Here is a 25,097-nt window from a genome sequence, read left to right on the forward strand (position 1 = left end):
ATTAAGGTCAGGCCAGACAAAGCGCGACGACCTCGCGTCCGTCCGGCACGTAAATCATCACCACATAGCGGGCGTCGCCATGCTGTACATCAGCGGCGCCCACCGACGCATCACCCACATAGCGGATGACGTGCCAATCCTGGGGGCGGCCCTGCAGGCCGCTACCGGCCGCCTTGGCGGCCGCTTCCTTCGCCGCCCACAGGGCGACGACGGTGCGCAGCTTCGCGTCGCCACTCAGCCCGGCGAGCAGCGCGTGTTCGCTGTCGTGCAGCGCACCGATCGCGACGCGATCGGCATCGACGCCGGCCAGCGGCTGATAGTCGACACCGATGCGCATTCCGGCCGGTGCGATGGCCGCGACGCCGCAGCGCGCGCTGTGGCTGATCGAGACCGACGGCGGTGCTTGCCCCGGCAGCGCGGCGATGCGCAAATGCGGGGCGCCGAGTGCGTCGCTGTCGACGCCGATATCAGCAGCCGCCAGCGCTACGCCCTGCGACTGCGCCCAGCGTCGCGCGGCGTCCTTGGCCGCAATGCGGCCCATCAGCCATTCCTCGCGGCGCGGACCGCTGGCCGGCAGCGCGTAGAACGCGCGCAGCTCCGCGTCGTCGAGCGCCATGTGCGCGAGCACGCGCTTCCAGATCGCGAAGCCCTGATCGAGAAAGCCTTCGTCGAACGGCGGCATGCGGCGCAGGACAATGCCGTCCGGCAGCAGGCCTTCGAGCAGCGGCTGTGACAGCTGCTGGGTTTGGGGATCGAGGCGGAAGTCGGCGAAGCGCTGCGGCGTCGGGAACTTGCGGTCTTCCCACTGCTCGATGCGCATCGCCAAGCGGCCGTCGGTGCCGGCCAGATCGAAGTCGGCGGCAACCACGGTATCACCGACGAAGCGCGTATCGGCGCGGCAGCGCAGCAACTGGCCGGCGGCGGCCGGCGGCGCGTACAGCGTGCAGCGACCGACGCGGAACGGAAAGCAGTTGTACGACCAGCCGTGTTGCTCGGTGACCCAGTACGCGGCCAGCGCGCCGACCGCGTCGAGCGCCGCCGCGTCGAACTCGAAGCGCGGCGCGGCAGTGAAGTCGAAGTAGTCGTGCGTGGCGATCGTGCCGATGTCGGCTTCGATCGAGCGCTCGCCCCAGCGTTCGATGTGCTTGACGCCTTGCAGGCGCGGGCCGTGGAACATGCCGTTGCGATACAGGTCGGCATCGGGATTGGCGACAGCCGCCTGCGACGTCGGCGATGTCCATTCGCGCATCGCCGGCGGCTGCGGATACTGCGCCGCCAGACGGACGCTGGATTCGAACACCAAAGTGCCGGTGGCCGGGCCGCCCTTGCCGAGCGCAAAGATGCGGCCGGCGACGCGCTGCTCGCCGTCCTGCGGCGGACCCCGGTCGACTTGAATGCGGATGTCGAGCACGTCGCCGTCCAGCGCCAGCCAACGGCTGCCGCGCGATTCCTCGAAGCCGATCACGTGCAGGCCTTCGCCGTCGACGAGCTTGGCCGCCGCCTCGGCGAGGATTTCCATGCTGAACGTGAACGGCACCACCGTCAGCGGCAGCAGCGCGGGGTTGCGCACGCTCGGCGTGCCGCCGATCGCATGGTCCTGCAGAAACCGGTCATGGCGATGGTCGAGGCGACGTTCGCAGACCAGACGCTCGCGGCTTTGCTCGATGACGCGGCCGAGCAGCGGATAGCGCATCGGTGCGCTCGCGGTCGGCGCAATGGTGCTGGGCGCGAAGCTGGTCGCGCTGCCCATCGGTGGCAGCGGCGCGGTGCCGGTCATCGCCGCCAGCACCCGCGACTGACTGTCGAGGAAGTCCTGCATCAGCGCGAAGTGCGAGCGCAGCATCTCGCTGCGCGGGTCGAGCGCGACCGCCGCGGTGTCGGCCGGCTTCTTGATCGGCACGACCTTGGCGCGCGCGGTTGCTTCGACAACATTGGCAGGCCGCTCGGCGACGGCCGCCGCCGCCGGGCGCCGCTTCAGCGGCGCCCAATCGGCCGGCAGGCTCAGTTCCGGCATCTGCAGATCGATGGTGATGCCGCGACGCTTGGCCGTCTTCGGCGCCGCCATCAGATCGAGATCGTCGATGTCGCGATGGCTGTACAGCGCGCCGGGCTGGAACGCGACGCCGGCCGCGTAGAGCTGGCCCAGCGTCTGGTGCAGCTGTGTGACGCCGTGGCGGCGGCGGCTGTTGCAGGCAACGGCGACGACATCATCGTGCGCGCGCAGGGTGTCGCCGACGAACGAGGTCAGGTTGCCGCTCGGGCCGACTTCGACGAAGACGCGATAGCCGTCCTCGTAGAGTCGCGTCAGCGTTTCGGTGAAGCGGACCGGATTTTCCCACTGCTGCGCCGCGAGTTCGCGAATCGCATTCGGCTCGCTGGGAAAACGGCCGACCGAGCGCGCGCTGTACAGCGTGCAGCGGCCGGGGCCGAAATCCAGGGTCTTGAAGTATTCGCGCAAGGCGTCGGCGAACGGCTTGAACAGCGGCGTGTGATAGGCGCGGCCGAACGGCAGCGTCACACAGATCACGCCCTCGGCGGACAGCTTTTCGCGCAGCGCGTCGGCAGCGGCTGACGGCCCGAACATCACCAGTTGGTTCGGGCAGTTGTCCATCGCCACGATCATCTCGCCGGGATCGCGCAGCAGCGCTTCGCGCATCGGTGCCTTGAGCGCGCCCAGCGTCAGCAGCGTGCCTTCGGCGATCTGGCCTTCGGCTTCGAGTTGCTGCGACAACTTGTTCAGCGTGCGGATCGAGTCGGCGATTTCTTCGCGGCGCGTCGTGCGCCGTACGCGGCAAGCCGTCAGCGCGGTGTTTTCGCCGGTGCTGTGACCGAGCATCGCATCCGGCGCGAAGCCCAGCGCATCGAGCAGCGCCTGCAGGCCGAGCGATGCCGAGAACACGCTTTCGGCGGCCACGTCCATTTCATACATGCGATCTTCGAGCGCCTTGCGCGCGGACTCGTCGAGACCGCTCGGCGCCGGGAACAGCACCGGCGCGCGCGCCGTCATGCCGCTGGCGAGGCCGGTCTTCTCCATGAAGTCGAAGGCCTCGCGCACCGGCGGGAAATGCACGGCGACATCGGCGAGCATGTTCGGGTACTGACCGCCTTCGCCGGGGTAGAGGAAGCAGACCTTGCCCGGCGCGTCGCCGTGACCGTAGTAGACGCCGCCGCGGGTCTTGTACGGTTGCGGATTCGGCCGTGCGAGTTTTTCGCGCGCCTGCTCGAGCTTCTTGATCAGATCCGCTTCGTTGTCGGCGACGATCGCCAGGCGGTGTGCGCCGCGTGCGAGACCACCGCTGGCATGCGCGACCTCGGCGAGCGTCGCCGGCGGCGTCGCGCGCAGGTGCAGCAGTGCCTGATCGACCTTGGCCAGCAGCGCGGTGATGCTGTCGCCGCCGAGCGTGACGAGTTCCGACGGCGTCGGCCGGTGCAACACGGCGACCTGCTGGCGGCGTTCGCGGCGGCCCGGTTCGTATTCCTCGAGCACGACGTGCGCATTGATGCCGCCGAAGCCGAAGGCGTTGGCCGCCGCGCGGCGCGGATGCGCGGCGCCGTGGATCCACGGCCGTGTTTCGTTGTTGATGTAGAACGGCGTCTCGCCCAGACGTAGCGCCGGGTTCGGTTCGTCGCAGATCATCGGCGGCAGCACCTTGTGGTGCAGCGCCAACGCCATCTTGATCATCGACGCGCTGCCGGCCGCCGGCAGACAGTGCGCGATCATCGATTTCACCGAGCCGACCGCGATCTGCGGACCCGTACCGCGGCCGCTGTAGATCTGCTTGAGCGTCTCGATTTCGGTCCGGTCGCCGATTTCGGTGCCGGTGCCGTGCGCTTCGATCAGGTCGATCGTCATCGGATCGATGCCGCTCGATTCGTAGGCGCGCTGCAGCGCCAGCACCTGACCTTCGAGGCGCGGCGTCAGCAGGCCCTTGGCGCGGCCGTCCGACGAGGTGCCGATGCCCTTGACGACGGCATAGATGCGGTCGCCGTCGCGCTCGGCGTCGGCGAGGCGCTTGAGCACCAGCATGCCGACGCCTTCGCCGAGCAGGATGCCGTTCGCGCCTTTCTGGAACGGGCGGATGTCGCCGTGCGACAGCGCCTGAATCTGGCAGAACTGGATGTACAGCTGTGGCGGCGTCTGCGAATGCACACCACCGGTCAGCATCAGATCGCAACGGCCAGAGGTTAGTTCGCGCACTGCGGCGTCGAGTGCGATCAGCGACGACGAACAGGCAGCGTCGACGATGAAGTTCGGCCCCATCATGTTGAGGCGATTGGCGATCAGGCCGGCGATCACGTTCGGTGTCAGCACGCCGACCATGTCGGCGTTGTAGACCGGCAGCTGCCCACGGAAGTGATCGTGCAGCTCGCGCAGCTCGGCGTCGCTGAGGTCCGGGCGCAGCGCACGCGCCATGGCGATCGCCTGATCGGCGAACAGGCCGCGCGCCAGCACGCTGGCCATGCCGCGATTGCCGTAGGTGCCGCGACCGATGACGACGCCGGCGCGTTGCGGATCGAACGGCTTGAGGCCATTGCCGTTGTGGCTGCCGCTGCCGTAGCCGGCATCGGCCAGCGCGTCACGCGCATATTTGAGCGCGATCAGGTGATCGGGGTCGCCGCCTTCGGCAAGGCTCGGCAGCACGCCGAACTCGATGGGATTGACCTCCATGCTGTCGTGCAGGAAGCCGCCGCGCGTCGTGTAGATGCGGTCGTTGGTCTTGGCGTCGGGATCGTAGTACGGGCCGGTCCAGCGCGGCCCGGCGTCGGTCACGGCGTCGACCTTGTCGAGAATGTTCTGCCAGTAGCGCTGGGCATCGCGAGCGCCCGCATAGGCGCCCGCGAGCCCGACGATGGCGATGTCGACCGGCTGGCTCAAGCTTGCAGCCCCGCAATGAAGTCGCGGTGCGTCGGCGCGAGCTTGTTGAGGTTGGCGCTCATGGTGCTCATGCCGTCGACGATGGCGATGCGCAAACGGCCCTGTGCATCGATGATGTCGACGTCATAGGCGATCGCATGCTCATGCGGCGCTGGCTTGAGACGCATGATCAGCTTCAGCGGGCCGCTCAGCGGCGCGTCGCCATAGCGCGAGACGCTGCCGAAGCCGGCGGGCAGGGCGCCCTTGTCGTGCTGGGTGCGTGCCCAGACGAAGGCCAGCTGCGGCGGCACGTCCATCAGGCCCAGATCGAAGACCCAACGACCGCCGGTGCCGTCGAGGAAGCTGGCGATCTGCGACGGCTGCACCGTCACTTCGATGCCGCCGCCATGCAGCTTGTCGATGCGCTGGATCAGCTGGAAGCGCGGGCCGTGGAACAGGTGCTCGTGATACGCGTCGGCCGCGGCGATCGCGATGCCGTCGCCCGGCAGCACCGGAGCCTGCGCCAGCGGCGCTTCCGGAATCTGCTGCAGCAGCACGGCGGTGGCGCGATACAGCGGCAGCTTGCGCTGCGTGTCGATGATCTCGACGGTGACGGTCTGGCCATGCATGTCGGAGTGCGACGAGGCGCGCGCACGTAGCTGCACGGCGCGGTGGCCGCCTTCGAGCACGATGCCGCCGAGCTGACGCACGTCGCGCATGCCGACCACATACCAGCCCGGCCACGCGGCGCCGACGAACTGCGCCATGTATTCGAGCGCGCCGGCGGCGGGCACCACGGCCTTGCCGTCCATGCAGTGGTCGATCAGGTATGGATCGCTGTCGAGCGTGAAGACGTGATCGAAGGTCATGTTGCCGCCGGGGCCCATGCGCAGCGCGTCGCGGATCAGCGGGTAGCCGCTGTCCGTGCCGGCGTCGTCGGCGTTCGGCGTGTCCGCCGACGGTCCGAACAGGCGCCACGGGCCATAGCCGGCGACGATCTCGACATCCTGTTTGGTGCCGTAGGCGAGTTCGTCGGCGAAGAAGCGACGGCCGGCCGCGACCGGTATCGGCTCCATGCCCTTTTCGCGGAACGCGGCCTTGACGCCCTCGCTGGCCATGCCGGCATCCCACGGGCCCCAGTTGACGGCGAACACGCGGGTATTCGGCCAGGCGCGCGAGGTGGCCCAGGCGATGCGGTTCAAGGCTTCGTTGGCCGAGGCGTAGTCACTCTGGCCGCGATTGCCGTAACGGCCGGCGACCGACGTGAAGAACGACAGCCACTTCAGCGAATCCGGCTTGAGCTTGGCCAGCATCGTGTAGACCGGATCGAGCTTGGTGCCGAACACGCGGCCGAACGACTCGGCGGTCTTGTCGCGCAGCAGCTTGTCTTCGATGACGCCGGCGCCGTGAATGACGGCGTCGATACGTCCGTGCCGTGCGTACAGTCCGTCGATGACGGCGGCAAAGGCGTCGGTGTCGCGGACGTCGCAGGCCAGATACTCGACCTCCGCGCCCTCGGCACGCAGCTTGGCGAGGTTGCCGCGAATCTCACGATCGACCATCAGGCGCGACACCGCGCGGTCGATCTCGACCGGCTTCGGCTTCTCGCCGCGGGCGATGGCCGCTGACAGCAGCGCCTTGCGCAACTCCGCAGCGGTCGCCAATGCGGCGGTCGATGCCGCTTCCGCCGCCGGTTCGGCGGTGCGGCCGAGCAGCACATAGCGCAGGCCCGGCACCGCCAGTTCTTCGAGGATTTCCGCGGTAATGCCGCGCGCGCCGCCGGTGACCAGCAAGACCCAACCGGCTTCCGGCTTGAGCTTGGGCGCGAACGCATGCTCGGTCGCCGCCTGTTCAACGGTGACGCTGCCGTAGCGTTCGGTGCCGATGTAGCCGGCCTCCGGCTGCGTGTCGCGCGTCAGTAGTTCGGCGACCAGCATTTCCGCGATCTGTTGATCGTTCTGGCCATCGAAGTCGACGGTGCGTGCCTGAGCATCCGGATATTCGTGGCGCAGGCAGTTGGTCAGGCCGGTGACGCCGCCGGCCAGCGGCGCGCCGCTGCCGAAGGCGTCGCGGCCGAGCGTACCGCCGAGCCGCGTGGCGGCGATCAGATGCAGCTTGTCGAGCTGCGCTTCCAATGCCTTGGCGGTGTGGAACAGGCTCAGCACGCAGCGCTCGCCGAGTGCCTGCCATTGCGCGGCGCTGGTCACGTCTTCGCCAACCAGGCCGTGCAGGTGCAGTACGCCGCGTACGTCCCCGTGCTGTGCCTGCGCCGCAGCGATCGCGGCGTTCAGCGCCTCGGCGCCGCTGGCGTCGGTGAAGACCGGCGTCACGCCGCTGGCCGGCAGCAAGGTGCGCAGTGCGTCGACGATCCCGGCCGGCCCGCCGATCACCAGGACCAGGCCGCTCAGCGCCGTGCGCGTGCCGGGCAACGGCATCGGCTGCGACTTGATCAGATAGCGCGGAATGGTGGCCGCCACCGTCGCAGTGGCAAGCGCCGTCGGGGTGGCGGCTGTTGTTGCAAGCGGCGCCGTAGTCGCCGGCGCGTCCGTCGCGAGTTCGCGGTAGGCGGCGACGATCGCGGCCAGGCTCTTGGCCTTGGTGAAGCGTTCCATCGCCGACTGCATCGCACTGGCGGTGGCGGCCGGCAGCAGCTTCTGGAAGGCGCCGAGAATCTCGACGCGCTTGATCGAGTCGATGCCGAGGTCGGCTTCGAGATCGGCGTCGTCACTGAGCATGTCCGGCGGGTAGCCGGTGCGTTCGGCGACGATCGTCAACAGTGCATCACGCGCATCGAAGCTGCTGGCCGCGGGCGCCGCCACGGCGACCGGCGCCGGGCTGACGGCTGCCGCCACCGGTGCCGCGCTGCCGCCGATCGCCGCGTGCGCGTCGAGGATGGCCTGCAGGCTCTTGGCCTTGGTAAAGCGCTCCATCTGCGCCTGCATCGCTTCGGCCTGCGCGGCCGGCAGCAGCTTCTGCAGGCCGCCGAGGATTTCGACGCGTTTGATCGAGTCGATGCCGAGGTCCGCTTCAAGATCGGCGTCGAGCGCCAGCATCTCCGGCGGATAGCCGGTGCGTTCGGCGACGATGCCGGTCAGCAACGCCTGCAGGTCGATGGCCGGGGCCACCGCAACGTTGGCCGGGATGCTGGCCGCCGTGACGCTCGGCGCTGCGGGTGCGAGCGCGGCGGCGCCGGATGGCATCAATGCCTTGGCTTCGGCGAGGATGGTGTCGAGCGTCTTGGCCTTGGTGAAGCGCTCCATACCGTTCTGCATCGCGGCGCCGACCTCGGCCGGCAGTGCCTTCTGCAGCGCGCCGAGGATTTCGACGCGCTTGATCGAGTCGATGCCGAGGTCCGCCTCGAGATCTGCATCGAGCGCCAGCATTTCCGGCGGATAGCCGGTGCGTTCGGCAACGATGCCGGTCAGCAGTCCCTGCAAGTCGATGGCCGGTGCGGCGGGCGCCGCCGGAGCACTCGCCGTCACGGCAGCCGGGGTGGCAGCCGCGGCCGCCGTCGCTGGCGCGGCGCTGGCGATGAACGGCGCGGCTTCAGCGAGAATCGCATCGAGGCTCTTGGCCTTGGTGAAGCGCTCCATCGCCGATTGCATCGCGGCGCCGGCATCGGCCGGCATCGCCTTTTGCAGCGCGCCGAGGATTTCGACGCGCTTGATCGAGTCGATGCCCAGATCTGCTTCGAGGTCGGCGTCGAGTGCCAGCATGTCGTGCGGATAGCCGGTGCGGTCGGCAACGATGTCGAGCAGCACGCGCTTGGCGTCGAAGGCAGCGACCGGCACCGCGATTGGCACCGGTACCGGCGCGGCCGGCGGCGCCTGCGTCACGATCGGCGCGGCGGCCGGCGGCGCTGCGACCGGGGCCGCAACGGCAGCGGCGGGCGCTGTCGTCGGCGTCGCGATCGGCAGGTTCGGCATCGCCGGCATCGAAGCGCCGGCACTGCCGCCGAGGAACTGCTGAATCACGCGTTCCTGCAAGGCGAGGAACTGACGCATGGTCTGCTGGTAGGCCAGCATCGCATCGGTGCCGAGCGCGCTCGGCACGGCCGGCATCGCCGGCGGCGTTGACGTCGACGGCAGTGCGGCGCTGCTGGCGACCGGCGCCGCGGTCGGAGCCGTCGTGGCGGCCGGGCGCGGGGCGCTGGCGATGAGGGCCTGACGACGTGCCTCGCGCTGCTGCGCGGCCGTCGCCGCGGTCAGCGGCGGCAGGCTGCCGGCCTTCAGTTCCGGATCGCTGAGCGGCCGCGCGCAACCGCCGGACAGCATCCAGACGTGTTTGGCGAGCGTCGGCGGCTGGGCCAGCGCGTCGAGTTGCGTGCGGTCGAGCAGGGCCAGCGCGCGACCGGCGAACAACGCCGTCGGCTGCCAGGCGACGCCGGCGGTGAACAGCTCGGCGAGGCCGATCAGCAGGCCGCGCAAGCCGCCGCCGTTGGCGTCGAGCGAGATCGCCAGCGCGTCCTTGCCGGCCAGGGTCTGGCGGATCATGTTCGAGCAGATGCTCTTGGCGCCGAGCTCGACGAAGACGCGCGTGCCGGCGGCGTACATTGCCTCGATTTCAGAGACGAATTCGACGCTGCCGAGCAAGTGGCTGTCGAGCTGCTTGCGCATCGCCTCGGCGCTGCTTGGGTAGGGCTGGGCGGTGCCGTTCGACCAGGCCGTGAGCTGTGCCGGTTTGAACGCGGTTTCGGCGATCGCTGCCGATAACGGCGCCTTGGCCGGGGCCACCAGCTCGGTGTGGAAGGCACCGGAGACCGGCAGCATGACGGCGCGCAACTGTGCGGCGGCGAGCTTCTGCACCGCCTGTTCGACGCCGGCCTTGGGGCCGGAGATGACGCACTGTTCGGGCGCGTTGTGATTGGCGACGACCACGCCGTCGCAGCCTTCGAGCAGCGGCAGCACGGCCTCGCGGCGCGCCTGCACGGCGGCCATGGTGCCGGCCACCGGGCCGTTCGAGGCGTCGGCCATGGCGCTGCCGCGAATCGCCGACAGTTTCAGGAAGTCGCTCGGCGCCAGCACGCCGGCCGCCATCAGTGCGGCGTATTCGCCGTAGCTGTGGCCGGCAGCGGCCGTGGCCGACAGGCCGAGGCGACGAGCGAGGTTGAAGTAGCCCAGCGCCAGCGCGCCCAGCGCCGGTTGCGCGACGCGCGTATCGGTCAGCGCGCGCTTTTGCGCGGCTTCGGTGTCATCGTCGAACGCCGACGGTGGCAGCACGTAATGAGACAGTGGCTGCGCCAGCGTATCGCGCAGGGTGCGGTCGGCCAGCTCCAGGGCTTCGCGGACTTCGTCGCAATACAGCGCCGCTTCGCGGCCCATGTCGACGTATTGCGCGCCCTGACCGGGGAACACGAAGGCGACGGGCGGCGCGTCGCTCGGTGTCGTCTGTTGGAGGCGGATATGCGGCGGTAGCGGCTTGGCCTCGCGCAGGTGCGCGAGCAAGGTCTGCAGATCGCTGGCCAGGCCGGTGATGCTGTTGGCAACGATGGCGGCGCTGACCGGCTGCGCACGGCGCGCCTCGGCTTCGCGCGCCAGCAGCAGCGCCAGTTCGCCGAGCGGCAGGCGACCGCCCTCGACGAGCTTGGGCAACAGCGCTTCGACGTCACGTGTCAGCGTCGCGATGTCGGCGGCGCGGAACACGCAAAGCTCGTGCGGCCAGTGCTCGGCACCGGCCGCACCGCCTCCGCCGTGTCCGACGTACTCCTCCAGCACCGCGTGAAAATTGGTTCCGCCGAAGCCGAACGCCGACGATGCGCCGCGCCGCGGATGATCGGGCGAGGCGACCCAAGGCTTCGGGTTCTTCAGCAGATAGACCGCCGACTTCGGATCGGCGATCGGCGCGATCGGCTGGGTCACGCCGTGGTGCGCCGGCAGCGTGCGGTGGTACAGCGACAGCGCGACCTTGGTCAGGCCGGCGACGCCGGCGGCGGCCTTGGTATGGCCGAGCAGGGTCTTCACCGAGCCCAGCGCGACGCTCTTCGGCACGGCGTTCTCGTTGGCGAGCGCGCGCGTGATGGTCTGCGCCTCGGCGCGGTCGCCGACCGCGGTGCCGGTGCCGTGCGCTTCGACCAGGCCCAGCGTCGTCGGCCGGAAGCCGGCCTTGGCATAGGCACGGTCGAGCGCGCGCATCTGCCCTTCGCTGCGCGGTGCGGTCAGGCCCAGGGCCTTGCCGTCGCTGGAACCGGCGGTCGACTTGATGACCGCGTAGATGCGGTCGCCGGCCGCTTCGGCGTCGGCGAGGCGTTTCAGCGCGACGATCACCACGCCTTCGGAGATCGCGATGCCGTCGGCGCCTTCGTCGAAGGTACGTGGTTGACCGGTCGGCGACAGCGCCTGGGTCTTGGCGAACGTGGTGAAGCCGTAGATCGACTGCGTGGTGTCGAAGCCGCCGGCCAGCACCATCGAGCTGCGTCCGGATTCGAGTTCCTCGACGGCGATGTTGATCGCCGCCAGCGACGACGCGCAGGCGGCGTCGACGGTCATGTTGATGCCGCCGAAATCGAGGCGGTTGGTGATGCGCCCGGCGGCGACGTTCGGCAGCACGCCGGCGAACGATTCCTCGGTCCACTCCGGCAGGCGGTCGCGCACGTCGTCGGGAATGTCGGCGATGTAGCGCGGCATTTCCGAGCGCAGGCCGTATTGCAGGCCGAGTTCGCCCGCGCCACCGGACGAGCCGAGCACGACGGACGTGGTGTTGCGGTCGAAGCCGCCGCTGGCATAGCCGGCGTCGTCGAGCGCGCGGCTCGCGCCTTCCAGCGCCAGCAACTGCATGGGGTCGATCGACTTCATCGACTTCGGCGGAATGCCGAAGCGCATCGGATCGAAGGCGATTTCTTCAAGGAAGCCGCCCCACTTCGAATAGACCTTGTCGCGGGTCTGGCGGTTCTCATCGAAGAACAGCTTCCAGTCCCAGCGCGATTCCGGCGCTTCGCGAATCACGCTGACCTTGTGCAGCACGTTGTGCCAGTAGTCGTCGGCGTTGTTCGCCTTCGGCAGCACGACGCCGATGCCGACGATCGCGACATTGGCCGGCTTCGGCTCGCTGACCGGCGCGGCCGGCAGCAGTGCGTCGAGCGCGGCCTGGCCGCCGACGCTGACGTCGCGGTGCAAGGCTTCGACGGCGACCGGCGCCTGACGCAGCGTCGCCACCTGACCGATCATGTACATGCCGTCGCTGAGCTGGCGGTCGACGCCGTACTCGACGATGGTGCCGGACTCGTCGCGATTGACGCCCTTGGACGCGATACGCAGGCGCCCGAGGTTGAGATCCTCGAGCACGTCGCGGATTTCCTCGGCGCTCTTGCCTTCGCGAATCAGTTGGCGGCGCTGCTCGAAGAAGTCGTGCGCGAATTGCGTGTCGGCGCAGCGCGTCGAATGGCCCGGGCCGGTTTCGAGATTCTTGGTGCGCTCGCACAGCAGCGCCTGCTCCTGGAAGCCGGCGACCACCGCGCCGCTGGAGACGATTTCCTGGGTGAACAGATAGGCGGTGCCCATCAGCGCGCCGACCTTGATGCCGCGTGCCGCCAGCGGCGCGGTCATCGCCGCGACCATCGCGCCGGAGCGCGCGTCGTGCACGCCGCCGGCGAACAGCACGTGGATGTCCTTGGCTTCGGTCGGCTTCACGTGCTCGAGCAGCACGTCGATCATTTCCTCCCACAGCGTGAAGCTCGCCAGCGGGCCGATGTGACCGCCGCATTCGCGGCCCTCGAACACGAAGCGCTTGGCCCCCTGTTCGAGATACATCTTCAGCAGTGCCGGCGCCGGCGCGTGGATATAGGTCTTGATGCCGCGGCTTTCGAATTCCGCAGCCTGATCCGGGCGGCCGCCGGCGATCAGCGCGAACGGCGGCTTGCACTGCCAGATCGCTTCGCATTGTTCGACGCGCAGTGCATGCGGGATGAAGCCGAGCAGGCCGACGCCCCAAGGCTGGTCACCGATCGTCGCCGCGGTCTGTTCAAGCATCTCCTTGACCTGGCCGCCGCGCATCAGCGCCAGCGCCAGGAACGGCAACGCGCCGCCCTTGGCGACCTCGACGGCGAAGGCCGGCGAATCGGAGACGCGCGTCATCGGCCCCTGTGCGAGCGGGAAGCGCGTGCCATGCGACCTGGCCAGCGCGCCGTTTTCGTCGAGCACGTGCAGTTCGGCGGCCTGACGGATCTGCCGCAGGCTGTCGCGGCGCACGGCCTGCACGAACTTGGCGACATTGCCGTAGCGGCGGCGGAAGGCCTGTGCCAGGCCGATGCCCTGACCGAGCGGCAGCAGCGTGCTGCCATCGGCCGTCCAGCCGATGTGGCCGGCGGTGACGCTGCGCCAGTCGTCGAGCGCCAACTCGCCGCCTTCGGCGCGCCGCAGTTCGTCGTCGGCCGTTTTCAGCAATGGCGAACCGGGCCGCGCGTAGACGCGGCAGGGATGGTCGAGCAGTTCGCCGAGCAGGCGGGTTTCGGCACCGTTGAGGCGGCCGAGTTCGAGCTGCATGGTTTGCGGCAGTGGCGATTCGGCGAGCAACAGCAACTGATCGTCGTAGATCACGCCGGCCGCGCCGGCGGCGCGTACCGCGGCGGCCGAATGCACGCCGACGCCGCCGAGCACGTAGAGCGGCAGCGTCGTGCGGCCCGCCAGCTTCTGCAACAGGATGTAGCTGGTGTATTCGCCGACCCAGCCGCCAGCCTCATGGCCACGCGCGACGATGCCGTCGCAGGCGGCCGCGGCAGCGAGTTGCGCCGGGTCGTTGATTTCCGCCCAGACCTTATCGTCGGCGCGCACGCCGGCGTCCTTGCGCAGCTTCTTGTAGTGGTCGCTGCCGCTCAGGATCAGCGTCACGCTGCGGGCGTCGGCGCCGTCGAGCAGCTTGCGCGCCAGCTTGACGCTGCCGGGGTGGATGCGCAGGCCGATGCGTGCATCGGGCATCGCGCAGAGCTGCGCGAAGTTGGCGGCCGCCTGCGCGGCATCGTGGACGAACTCGAGGTCGAGCAAACCGAGGCCGCCGTTGCGCGCAACGGCGACGGCGAGGCCGGCATGCGGAAGATCGGCCGGCTGCAGGCCGATGACGTCGAAACGGCTCGTAAGAGTGCTGTGGTCCATCATGGGGGATGCTCCAGCGCCGGCGTCGTGCGGGGGTGTCGTGGGCTATTTCTTCTTGCCTTCCAGGAACGGCACTTCGAGCACCTTCTCGTGCACGATGGGGCCGTGGCCGAAATAGCCGCCTTCACCGAAGCATTCGCCGTGATCTGCGGTGATGATGAAATGCGTGCCTTTCGGCGCCTTTTCGATCAGGTTGTCGAGCACGCCGTCGACGTATTCGACGGTCTTGATCTGCTGCTTGTGCAGATCGCGCATCTGCTCGTCGTCGAAGAACTGGTCTTCCTTGCCGGCGCCCAGCTCATCGTCCATATGCTTGAACACGCCATGCACGCCGGAGATGTGCGGCAGCGACTTGCCGTCCAGCATGTACGGGTAATGCGTTTCGCCGAGGTTGAGGAAATGGAAGCTCGGCTCGTCTTCGTCGAACTCGATTTCCTTGACCATGCCGGCGAAGTCGTTGTGATTCGCCATCAGCTTGTAATCGTCGAAGTGCCGGTTCAGATGGCTCATCGGATTGAGCACCGGCATCGACACGCGGCCGACCGTGCGGTAGCCCTGATCCTGCAGCACTTTCGGCAGCGACAGCTGCGGCACGAAGCTCTTGAACGACAGGCCGTCGATGCCGAGGCGGTCGACCCACTTCACGAAGTCCTGCTTGTAGACCTCGGACGCGAACACGTTGCGCGGGCTGGTGTGCGGGATCATGCCCATCAGATACGTGTAGTGCGACGGGCTGGTCCACGACGCGTACGCATAGCGCGCTTCACCGGCGCCGATGCGGTCCATGTGCGGCGTCTTGGCGGCCTTGTAGCTGTCGAAGCGGCAGCTGTCCATGATGATGAAGACGAGATCGTTGCTCATGTGGGGGATCGTGAAGACTTGAGTGCGAAAGGCTGATGGGTATGGCCGCGCACCAGGCGCGGAGCAGGTGAGGAGACAAGAAGAGTTGGAATACGCAATCGTCGCGTGACGTGCAGCGAGACGCCGTATCAGACCGATTGCAATCGGGTGCCGTCCGCGCCCTCCCAGGCGTGCATAACGCGCGTGCACACGCCTGCGGCGCGTGCAGAATTCCATGCATCCCCAACCCCTGGATATTAGGTAACACAGGAAACTACCCTCGGCTGTAAGAGATTTCCGCAGCTTGCGTAGTTCACGCAGAGTTCGCCGTAAACTCGTACGGCAAGTGTCTGGAAGCTCGTAGGAAATTTCAGATTTCGCCGTTTGTCGGGGACGAACGGCGGCGCAGTTGCTAGCCGGTAATTGGGCTTTCCGCGCGGGCTGCGGCGACATCGAAAACGCTTCCGTCGTCGAGTCGCAGGGCGGTCAACCGGCCGCCCCAGACATAGCCGGTGTCGAGTCCGTAAACGCCGTATTCGGGCCAATGCACGTGGCCAAGTGTCGACCAGTGGCCGAAGACGATGGTGCTGCGGCGGGAGCGCCGGCCCGGAACGGCGAACCACGGCAACAGCCCGTCAGGTGCACCGTCAATGCCGCGTTTGTAGCGGAAGTCGAAGTCGCCGCCCGCTGTGCAGAAGCGTGCGCGCGTCAGGATATTGATGACGGCGCGCGTACGCGCAGGTCCCTCAAGGGTATCGGACCAGCGACGCGGTTCGTTGCCGTACATCTGATCGGCAAAGGCGGCGAAGCGCTGCTCGTCGGCGATGACGGCCTGCGCTGCGCCGGCCAGTGCCAGTGTCTGGCGCTGAGTCCATTGTGGCGCCAGCCCCGCGTGGATCAGCAGCCCCCTTTTTTCGGGGAGGCGGCAGGCCAGCGGCTGACGCCGTAACCAGTCGAGCAGGCGGCCGGCGTCGGGGGCATCGAAGATCGCGTCAAGCCGGTCCTCGGGCTTGCCGCGTTCGCCGCGCGCCGCCAGCGCCAGCAGGTTCAGGTCGTGATTGCCGAGCACGCAGTGCGTGCCTCGCCCAAGCGCTTGAACGAAGCGCAGCGCCTCCAGCGACTCAGGGCCGCGGGCGACGAGGTCACCGGCGAACAGCAGGTGGTCGCGGTCGGCGCGGTAGCGAATTTTCGATAGCAGGGCTTCGAGACCGCTAAAGCATCCCTGCAAATCGCCGATGACATAGGTGGACATCGTGCTTGGCGTGTTCTCGATCTGGCCGGCAGTCGGCGAAGGCCCGCGTCGTTGTCGGTTGCAACCCTTAGTTTAACGAGGTCGAGGCGGGTTCCGGCGGCTCAGGGGTCATGATGGATATCCAGCAGCCGTTGTGGGATATATCCTGACAGGGGATCGCTGATGGGAGACCAGCGGCGGTTCACGGGGGATGAACGGTCCTGCGCCGATAAACGGTACCGATCAACGGTTTGGCGAGCTTTGACGGGCGTCAAGGCGCGCTTGATAGTACGTACACGGTCGATCGGGCCGGGGACGGGATGACGGACGCGGACGAGCCGCCAAGTCAGGATGACACTTTCAGGAGCAATGCCATGCTGGACAAAGTGACGAATTTTCTGCGGGACGAGGAAGGGGCCAGCGCCGTTGAGTACGCGCTGATCATCGGTCTGATCGCTATAGCCATCATTGTGGTGCTGGGCACGATGAGCGGTAGCCTGCAGACCCTTTTCGGCAATGCGGCTACTGCGCTGGATGGCGCGGCTAACTAGTAATAGAGAGCGTCGCTTTACCTCAAGCGGCTAATGGCGATCGCTGTCACCTTGCTGATCTGGGCGGCGGCAGTTGCATGGAGTGACTGGTCTCGGCGGCGTGTCCCCAACGTTGCGTTGTTATTGGTCCTGGTTCCCGCAGTCCTGGCCCTCATCGTTGAGGGCCAGGGGCTGCTGGGCCAACGCTGGGTTAGCAGCCTCGTTGGGTTTGGACTGGTGTTTGCGTTGACGCTTCCGGGGTATGTCGTGAGCCGTCTCGGCGCTGGCGACGTCAAGCTTGCGGCACTGATGGGTTTGCTGCTCGGCGGCTGGGCAGGCTTGGAAATGCTGTTGCTGGCGGCGCTGTTGATGGGCGTTGCGGCGGTCGCCATGCTGATGATGAAGCTGCCTCGGCAGGCGCGCTTTCCGGCGGCGCCGATGTTTGCTTTGGCATTTGTCATCGAGATGTTTTCGGGGCCGTGGCTGTTTGCGGCTGCGCATTGAGGTAGGTCGGTGCGGTTGTGCTTTCCGAAAATGGTGAAGTCGCCGGGATATTGGCCTGGCCGTCGGGGCATGCCGAAAGGTTTCTACTTGTCAGGCGTCAGGGTTTTCCTGAAGCTGTTGGTCGTGTCACGACATCCCGCTTAGCAGTTCAGCGGAGCCGTGTGTCGGGCCTGGCCTGAGATGAAGCACCGAGTTGCGGCAGTTTGGTTGTGATGCAGGCGCGAGCGGGGTGGGTCGTTGTCGCGAATCCGACAGCCCGCGTTTGAAGTCCGGCGAAGGCCACCCTTAGGTGGGAAGGGGATAGAAGCATGAGCAGTACCGCATTGAAGATCTTTGCGGCCGTCTCGGTGCTGGCAGCGATCGTGCTTGCCGCCATCGGCTACCGGATGAGCCGCGAATACGCGCAGAAGTCGGAGACTGCCCAGCAGCAGGTTCAACAGCAGAAGGCCGAGCAGACGCTGGCGGTCGTCGCGGTCAAGCCGCTCGCTGCTTACAAGCCCATTGCGCGCGATGCGGTGGCGCTGGTGCCGGTTTCGGTCAAGCCGGCCGAACCGTTCACGACGATCGACGACGTTGTCGGCAAGCAGCCGCTGATCGACATCGATGCGGGTGCGCCGGTCACGCGTCGATATTTTCGTGAGGGTAACCTGCTGGCGCGCGCGATTCCGGCCGGCTACAAGGCGGTTTCGATCTCGGTGACGGACGTGCTTGCCGTCGGTGGATTTCTGCGTCCGGGCGATATTGTCGACGTACTCCTCTATCTGCGCGGTACGGGCGGTCATGACGGCATCGAGCAGCCGCAGGCGCGCTTGCTACTGAAGAACGTCCGGGTGCTCGCTTATCTCGAGCAGGTCGTCGATCGCCCGGCGGGCGTCGATGACGACAAGAACCAGCAGCATCGCCAGCCGCAGCGTACCGCGGTGCTGGCGATTCCGGACAAGGACACGACGCGGCTGATGCTAGGCGCGAGCCTTGGCGACCTGCGTCTGGCGATGCATGGCCAGGCCGACGAGGATGCGACGATGGTGGCTGCCGCGGAGACGTCGACAACGGCTGCGCCGAGTGCTGCGACTGATGGCACGCCGACCAAGCCGGGTGAGCCTGCCGCCAAGGACGCGTCCAAGGATGCGGACAAGACCAAGAACGAAGACGATGTGATCACGTCGGCCGAACTGGGGCGCATCAAGGCGCCGCCGAAGCATGTGGTGCCGCGGGCTCGTGTCGAAATCATCCGCGGCGACGACCGTAGTGCCGTGACCACTCGCTAGGGAAGAGCGCGCCATGTATTGCAAAGATTTCAAGGCACGGACGATGAAGATTTGCGCTGGGGCGTTGCTTGCCTGCTTGGGGATCGCGGCGGCACAGGCGGCGCAGTCGATGCCCGGCGGGGCTTCGGCCGCGACGCCGCCGACGTCCCCGGTTCTGATCGTCGACAAGGGCAAGCACAAGCTGCTGCGCTCGCGCTCTGAGGTTTCGCGGGTCGCCGTCGGCGATCCGAAGACGGCCGATGTGACGGTCGTCAACCGCCACGATCTGCTGCTCGACGGCAAGGCGATCGGCATCACCAGCCTGATCGTCTGGGTCAAGGGCTCGAACGATCCACGCCAGTACACGGTGCGGGTGCAGATGCCGGCCGACCCGCTTGAGACGCGCACCGAGGATCCGCAGCTGAAAGATGCGCAGATCGAACAGGGGCGCGGCGTCGAAGGCAAGTTGCCGAACCTGTTGGCGCATCGCCGTGCGACCCAGGCTGCCGAAATGCCGAAGGACGGCACGATCAGCGATCGCAGCAATGTCGAGCTCGGCACTCAGGTGCTGACCGATGTGAAGATTGCCGAAGTCTCGCGGCAGACGATGCAGCGCTACGGCTTCAACTTCATCCTCAACAACAGCGGTGCGTCGCAGACCTCCGGTGGCTTGCTGGGCCCGGGTCAGGTCAGCACCAGCACGGTATCGAGCGGCTCGCTGACGAGTACGCTGTCCGACGCATTCGGCATCGTCGTCTCCGATGCCAGCAGCAACATCACCGCGCTGCTCAGCATGCTCGAGGGGCAGGGGCTGTCGCATACGCTGGCCGAGCCCAGCCTGCTGGCGACCAGCGGACAGACGGCGACGTATTTGGCCGGTGGCGAGTATCCGATCCCCGTCAGTCAGGGCGGCTCGAGCAACGGCAGCATCACCATCCAGTACAAGGAGTTCGGTGTGCGGCTGTCGCTGACGCCGACGGTGCTGTCGCAGAACCTGATCTCGTTGAAGGTCGCACCGGAAGTCAGCGACCTCGATTACACGGCCGGCATCGAGGTTGGTGGCGTCGCGGTTCCGGCGCTGAAAGTACGTCGTACCGACACGACGATTGAACTCGGCGATGGCGAAACCTTCGTGATTTCCGGCCTGGTCAGCACCAATCTGACCGACAGCGTCAGCAAGTTCCCTTGGCTCGGCGACATTCCGGTGCTCGGTGCATTCTTCAAGTCGACGACGCTCGATCGCACCGACAAGGAGCTGATCATGGTCGTGACCCCGCATCTGGTACGGCCGATGGCGAAGGGGACGGCGATGCCGAAGCTGCCGGGTGATCAGTTCAATGCCAAGACGCCGGGGCCGGCCTACAACGTTTTCCTTGAGCGCGGCGAGTTCGACTCGGGCTTCAGCCGCTGAAAGGAGCGTGCTCGCTAGAATTTTCAGTACGCACTGCCAGAACAAGACAGAAAACAAATGAAAACGCAGGCCGTCGTCGTTGCTGATGATCCGGTATATCTGAGCTGGCTCGAGAATGCGGCCGGCAGCAATGCCGAGTTTTCGTTGATTCGGCCGCTCGATGCCGAGGATCTGATCGAACGCGTGCAGATGATGGGGCGCGTCGATGCGGTGTTCTTCCAGTTCGAGCGCAGCAACCTCGACGCGCGTCTCTCGATGATGGAGCGCCTCGTCGAGCGCATTCCGGATGTCGCGGTTGCCGGCCTCGGCGCTGACAGCAATCCCGATGTCGTGCTGGCGGCGATGCGCGCCGGCGCGCGTGATTTCTTTGTGCTGCGCCGTGATGAGACCGATGTTGCGGCCCTGCTGTCGAAGTTGCTGCGGCGCAGCCAGACCGTGGCTCGCCCGCAGCAGCGGCAAGGCCATCTCTACAGTGTGCTGGCGGCGCAGCCGCTCGATGGCATTGCGTTCGTGTCGTCGCATCTGGCGCTGGCCTGCCATGAGCAGATGCCAAAGTCCGAGCCGACATTGCTCATCGACATCGCGACGCCACCGGGCGCGGCGGCGATCTTTCTCAACATCAGCCAGTCTTATAGCGTGCTCGACGCGATCAACGATGTTTATCGTTGTGACCAGACCCTGATCGATACGGCGTTCTCGCGTCATGCCAGCGGCCTGTATGTGCTGAGCCTGCCTGAGGATCTGATCGGCCGTCCGCAGTTCGTCTTCGACGACTTCATCAAGCTGCTGCAGGTCGTGCGCGGTTTGTTCGGCTGTGTGATCGTCGGCTTCGACGCGCACTGGCCGGTGGATTGCATCTCCGCCGTGCTGCAGCAGTCCGAGCGGACGCTGATGCTGTCCGATCAGTCGATCATCAAGTCGCGGCACAGCAAGTACCTGCTGCGTGCGTTGCGCCTCGAGGACTGCCCGCTCGACCGGACTGCATTGCTCGTCGACTCGTACCGCAAGCGCGTGGGGCTTGAGCCCGAGAATCTGGCGGAAATCCTTGACCTGCCGCTGTTCGGTCGGCTCTCGGCCAGTACCCATCACGGCCGGATTCAGGCGATGAACGCCGGTGAGCCGATCTTCAGCATCGCGCCAAAGGAACCGTTCTGCGTCGATATTCGCAGTGTCGCCACGGCCTTGCTCGGCGGACAGCCGAAGATGGACGTCAACAAGAGCGGCTTGTCCCGCCTGTTCGGGTAGCGGCCAGTCATGGGGCAGCCGGAACGTGCGAACGTGAGCACCTCGCCTGACGCGCAACTGGCGCGGTTCCGGCTGTCGGATCAATACCTGCAGCTCAAGAACAATTTTCATCGTCATCTGATCCAGCAGATCGACGAGCGCAATCTCGATATCGATCGCTGGGACGCCGAGCAGACCGACCGCTTCGTGCTCGAGCAGATCCGGCGTTATGTCGTCGACCAGCGACTGCCGATCAATCAGCGCGAATCCGAAGCGCTCGCCCGCGACGCCAAGGACGAGCTGATGGGTTACGGCCCGATCCAGGGACTGATCGATGATGATGATGTGAACGATATCGTCGTCAACGGCCCGGATCGTGTCTTCGTCGAGCGCGCCGGCAAGCTGTCCAGCGTCCCGGTGCGATTCCTCAACAACGCGCACGTGATGCGGGTCATCCAGCGCATCCTGGCGCCGATCGGTCGTCGTGTCGATGAGTCGACGCCGATGGTCGATGCGCGCTTGCCCGACGGTTCGCGCGTCAATGCCGTGATACCGCCGATCGCACTCGATGGCCCCTGCGTCTCAATCCGGAAATTCCGCAAGCATCCGCTGACCTCCGAGGATTTGTTGCGCTACGGATCGATCAGCGAAGTGGAACTCGAGTATCTGCAACGCCGTGTCGCCGAGCGCACCAACCTGATCGTCGTCGGCGGCACCGGCTCCGGCAAGACCACATTCCTCAACCTGCTGTCGCAGTGGATTCCGCAGGATGAGCGTGTCGTCACCGTTGAAGACGCGGCCGAGCTGCGCTTCGAGCACGGCCACGTCGTGCGCCTCGAAACGCGGCCGCCGAACCTCGAAGGCGAGCGTGCCGTCACAGCCCGCGATCTGGTCCGTAACGCGCTGCGTATGCGCCCGGATCGCATTGTTGTCGGCGAGGTACGTGGCGACGAAGTGCTCGACATGCTGCAGGCGATGAACACCGGTCACGACGGTTCGATGACGACGCTACACGCGAATTCCGCGCGTGACGCGATCCATCGTCTGGAATTGCTGGCCGGGTTCGCCGGCTACACCGGCAGTGAGGTCACATTCCGCGGGCAGATCGCCGCGGCCATTCAGTTGCTCGTGCATGTGAGTCGTCTGAAAGGCGGCGAGCGCCGCGTGATGTCGGTCGTCGAACTGACCGGCTTGGCCGACGGCGAGCTGACCATGCGCCAGCTGTTCCGCTATGACCCGGATCGGCGCGAGCACCTCGATCTGAGAGGGAGCACGACATGAGTCTAGTCATCGTCGCGCTGGTGGCATTGCTGCTGATCGCGGCCGCCGGGTTCCTGGTTCTGCAGGCAACGGCCAAGGAGCGACAGGAAGACGCGGACCTGCGCCTGCGCGTGCTCGGCGGTCAGGATGAGGCCGCCGCGGCGCTGCTCGAGAGCCAGCGCGAACGCGAGTTGCGCAATCCCATCCTGCGCTGGAGCTGCCATCTGATCTGGCGCACTGGTGTCGATCTCGAGCCTGCCGCCGTGCGGCGCATTCTGCTCGGTGGTCTGCTGCTGGCGATTGTTGTCTTGCTGATCTTCGGGGTGCTGGCGGGGATTGCCTGTATCACGCTTGCGTTCATCGTCGGGTGGTTGGTGCTCACGCAGATGGCCGCGCGGCGGCGCATAAAAATCATCTCGCAATTTCCGTCGTTCCTTGAAAGCGTCATTCGCGTGCTAGTCGCCGGCAATACCCTTGAAGAGGCCTTGTCATCTGCGAGCCGTGAGGCACCTGAACCGATCAGGCCGCTGTTTATTAATGTCAGTCGGCAGGTGCGTCTCGGTGCGCCGCTGGAGGCCGTGCTGATGCAGATGGCCGAAATTCATGACCTGCGCGATTTGAAGGTGATGGCACTTGCGGCGTCGATCAACCGCAAGTTCGGCGGCTCGATGCGGAACGTTTTGCGCAGCCTGATAAGCGGGATCCGTACGCGGGAGAATGCGGCTCGAGAATTACGCGCGCTGACTGCCGAAACACGTTTTTCCGCTGTGGTGTTGTCGGTCATTCCGACGCTGTTGGTGGTATTCATCATTTGGCGAAATCCGGGTTATTACACGCAGATTTGGGCGGATCATAGTGGGAGGTTATTGCTCTGCACGGCGATTATTCTTCAGGTGGCGGGCGTTTTCGTCATCTGGCGAATGATGAAGTCTACGGAGACCGACTGATGAACCCGACTTTCTTTGCATCGATCGTCGCTGCCGCCATCGTGGTATGCACACTCGCTGTGCTGGCCCTTGTCTACTTGCTCGTGCGCAGCCGGCAGGAAATATCGTTACGGCGGCGGCTTGATCCGCAGCTCAGTCAGGCGCAAGCCCGCGATTTCGGCACTGTGGGCAGTGCGCCGATGATTGAGAGCATGGCACGCAGTGGTAAGGCCATCGAGCAGATGGTCGATACGGAAGGGGAAAGTGCGCGTCTACTTGTGCAAGCAGGCTGGAGAAGCGCGAAGGCACGCCTCTTCTGGTACGCATTCCAGGCGGTCTTGCCTGTTTTCTTTTTTGTTCTGGTAACGCTGTACTGGACGTTCAGTGAATCACCCCAGCGAACTTTGCATGGACTGCTAGCCGTCATCGTCGCCGCCATTTTGAGCTTTCTTGCTCCGAGGTGGATTCTCCGTAGCGCGGCGTCGCGGCGTCGTGGAAGAGTTCAACGCGAAGTGCCGCTGTTCATCCATCTGCTGGTGTTGCTATTCGAATCAGGCCTTTCGACGCGGCAGGCTCTGCAGAGTATGGTTCGTGAGAGCGGTGGGGTCTTGCTTGAACTTGGGCGTGAGCTTGATGTTATGTTGCGGCAAGTGGAGGCGGGTGCTGATTTGAGCGACACCCTTAAAAGCACGTCGGATGTGTTGGCAGTAGAAGACTTGTCGACAGTATTTAGTGTGCTGCGCCAGGTTGACCGCTACGGCGGCGAGTTGCGCGAACCGTTGCTGGAGACGCTGGAGGTGATTGAGGAGCGTCGCGGATACGAGCTGCGCGAAAAGGTCAACCATATGTCGGGGCGCATGACAGTCGTCATGGTGCTGTTCTTTTTTCCAGCGCTGCTAATTTTTGTCGCGGGGCCGGCTTTCATGGGCATCATCAAAGCCTTGGGCGACATCAATGGGCGTTGATCGTTCGCTGCAATGCGCTATCGTCATCGTGTCAATTTCACTGCTGTTGGGCGGCTGTGCGAGCGCCGGAGGTTCACGCAGTCCCGATGAGCTGGCGGCCGATTCGGCGGCGACCGAGAAATCGGTGCACGTCGACCTGATCCGCAAGATGCTCGACCAGGGGCAGTACTACGCCGCTCTAGCGCATATCCAGCAGCAACAGCAGGCGACCGGTAATTCCGAACAGCTTCGATATCTCGAAGCCGATGCGCGTCGCCAGCTTGGGCAGACCGCGGCCGCGCAGACGCTTTATCGTGGCTTGTTGCAGACACAGTATGCCGCCGAGGCCTATCACGGCCTGGGCCTGCTCTATGCGTCGAGCAACATGAATCTGGCGATTCAGTATCTGCGCGAGGCGGCACGCCGCCGCCCGACCAACGCCAAGATGCGCAACGATCTGGGTTACGCACTGATGAGCGCGGGTCGTTATTCCGAAGCGTTGCCGGAGCTGTCGACCGCGGTCGAGCTCGATTCGACGAACGATCAGGCGCGTAACAATCTGCTGATGTTGCTGTTGGTGACCGGCGACGAGCGGCGCGCGCAGCAGGTCATCAATCAGGCGGCGATTCCGCCGGATGTTGTGGCGCGTATGCGCGCCGACGCCAAGCGTATGCAGGCCCGTGTCGCGGGCACAGGAGCTGGAAAATGAAGAATGTCGTGATGATCTGTGCGGGCCTGCTGTGCTCGGCCCCGGCGTTCGCGGAAACGGCGGCGACGCCGGCCGCGCCGGAACTCGCTATTGGCGCTGACGCTCGCGCCTGGCTCGACCTGCAGAAGAGTCCTTCGGCGCAGGTCATGAATACGCCGCCGGTGCCGGGTGAGGTGGCGACCGAGGTCTACCAGCGCTACGTCAACAGCTTCAAGCACCCGATTCCGGAAAAGTTCTCGCGCGAATCCTACGTGCAGAGCGGCAGCAGCGGCGGCAGCAGCCAGTAATGTGGGGGGCTTCGAACGCGAGGGGCGCGCCGGACGCGCGGGCCTG

General features: G+C 66.1%; 14 protein-coding genes. 10 read left to right on the top strand and 4 right to left on the bottom strand.

The window, feature by feature from the left end:
* Nucleotides 1–7: 7 nt before the first annotated feature.
* The 4 genes from G7Y82_RS03705 to G7Y82_RS03720 form a co-directional block, all read right to left on the bottom strand.
* The gene (locus G7Y82_RS03705) at nucleotides 8–4,876 is read right to left on the bottom strand and encodes a type I polyketide synthase (RefSeq protein WP_168146683.1); all 4,869 of its coding nucleotides are present in this window, start codon (nucleotides 4,874–4,876) and stop codon (nucleotides 8–10) included.
* The gene (locus G7Y82_RS03710) at nucleotides 4,873–13,941 is read right to left on the bottom strand and encodes a type I polyketide synthase (RefSeq protein WP_240954068.1); all 9,069 of its coding nucleotides are present in this window, start codon (nucleotides 13,939–13,941) and stop codon (nucleotides 4,873–4,875) included. The genes G7Y82_RS03705 and G7Y82_RS03710 overlap by 4 nt, the downstream gene beginning before the upstream one ends.
* Before the next feature lie 42 nt (nucleotides 13,942–13,983).
* On the bottom strand, nucleotides 13,984–14,799 hold the full coding sequence (locus G7Y82_RS03715) for a sulfatase-like hydrolase/transferase (RefSeq protein ID WP_168146684.1): 816 nt from the start codon (nucleotides 14,797–14,799) through the stop codon (nucleotides 13,984–13,986).
* A 391-nt stretch (nucleotides 14,800–15,190) separates the two neighbouring features.
* Nucleotides 15,191–16,030, bottom strand: a complete 840-nt coding sequence (locus G7Y82_RS03720) for a symmetrical bis(5'-nucleosyl)-tetraphosphatase (RefSeq protein ID WP_168146685.1) — start codon at nucleotides 16,028–16,030, stop codon at nucleotides 15,191–15,193.
* Between the two features lie 353 nt (nucleotides 16,031–16,383).
* Here G7Y82_RS03720 and G7Y82_RS21655 point away from each other — a divergent pair, with 353 nt between their 5' ends.
* The 10 genes from G7Y82_RS21655 to G7Y82_RS03770 all read left to right on the top strand — a co-directional run bounded on the left by G7Y82_RS21655 (nucleotide 16,384) and on the right by G7Y82_RS03770 (nucleotide 25,051).
* Nucleotides 16,384–16,560: a Flp family type IVb pilin gene (locus G7Y82_RS21655; protein ID WP_168146686.1), complete on the top strand. Its 177-nt coding sequence runs from the start codon at nucleotides 16,384–16,386 to the stop codon at nucleotides 16,558–16,560.
* 33 nt (nucleotides 16,561–16,593) lie between these two features.
* Nucleotides 16,594–17,043: a prepilin peptidase gene (locus G7Y82_RS03730; protein ID WP_168146687.1), complete on the top strand. Its 450-nt coding sequence runs from the start codon at nucleotides 16,594–16,596 to the stop codon at nucleotides 17,041–17,043.
* 308 nt (nucleotides 17,044–17,351) lie between these two features.
* On the top strand, nucleotides 17,352–18,311 hold the full coding sequence (gene cpaB, locus G7Y82_RS03735; protein ID WP_168146688.1) for a Flp pilus assembly protein CpaB: 960 nt from the start codon (nucleotides 17,352–17,354) through the stop codon (nucleotides 18,309–18,311).
* Between the two features lie 13 nt (nucleotides 18,312–18,324).
* Entirely contained in the window at nucleotides 18,325–19,701 is a 1,377-nt protein-coding gene (locus G7Y82_RS03740; RefSeq protein WP_240954069.1) for a type II and III secretion system protein family protein, read from the top strand.
* Between the two features lie 57 nt (nucleotides 19,702–19,758).
* Nucleotides 19,759–20,946, top strand: coding sequence for a CpaE/TadZ family protein (locus G7Y82_RS03745; protein WP_168146689.1), 1,188 nt, complete (start codon nucleotides 19,759–19,761; stop codon nucleotides 20,944–20,946).
* A 33-nt stretch (nucleotides 20,947–20,979) separates the two neighbouring features.
* Nucleotides 20,980–22,206: a TadA family conjugal transfer-associated ATPase gene (locus tag G7Y82_RS03750; protein ID WP_168146690.1), complete on the top strand. Its 1,227-nt coding sequence runs from the start codon at nucleotides 20,980–20,982 to the stop codon at nucleotides 22,204–22,206.
* Complete coding sequence (locus G7Y82_RS03755) at nucleotides 22,203–23,132, top strand: type II secretion system F family protein (protein ID WP_168146691.1); 930 nt, start codon at nucleotides 22,203–22,205, stop codon at nucleotides 23,130–23,132. Before G7Y82_RS03750 ends, G7Y82_RS03755 begins: the two co-directional genes overlap by 4 nt.
* Entirely contained in the window at nucleotides 23,132–24,076 is a 945-nt protein-coding gene (locus G7Y82_RS03760) for a type II secretion system F family protein (protein ID WP_168146692.1), read from the top strand. The genes G7Y82_RS03755 and G7Y82_RS03760 overlap by 1 nt, the downstream gene beginning before the upstream one ends.
* A gap of 28 nt (nucleotides 24,077–24,104) precedes the next feature.
* The gene (locus tag G7Y82_RS21855) at nucleotides 24,105–24,764 is read left to right on the top strand and encodes a tetratricopeptide repeat protein (RefSeq protein WP_168146693.1); all 660 of its coding nucleotides are present in this window, start codon (nucleotides 24,105–24,107) and stop codon (nucleotides 24,762–24,764) included.
* On the top strand, nucleotides 24,761–25,051 hold the full coding sequence (locus G7Y82_RS03770; RefSeq protein WP_168146694.1) for a DUF3613 domain-containing protein: 291 nt from the start codon (nucleotides 24,761–24,763) through the stop codon (nucleotides 25,049–25,051). The genes G7Y82_RS21855 and G7Y82_RS03770 overlap by 4 nt, the downstream gene beginning before the upstream one ends.
* Nucleotides 25,052–25,097: the final 46 nt, after the last annotated feature.

This window comes from Solimonas marina (assembly GCF_012241385.1).
In the GTDB taxonomy this organism is placed as follows: domain Bacteria; phylum Pseudomonadota; class Gammaproteobacteria; order Nevskiales; family Nevskiaceae; genus Solimonas; species Solimonas marina.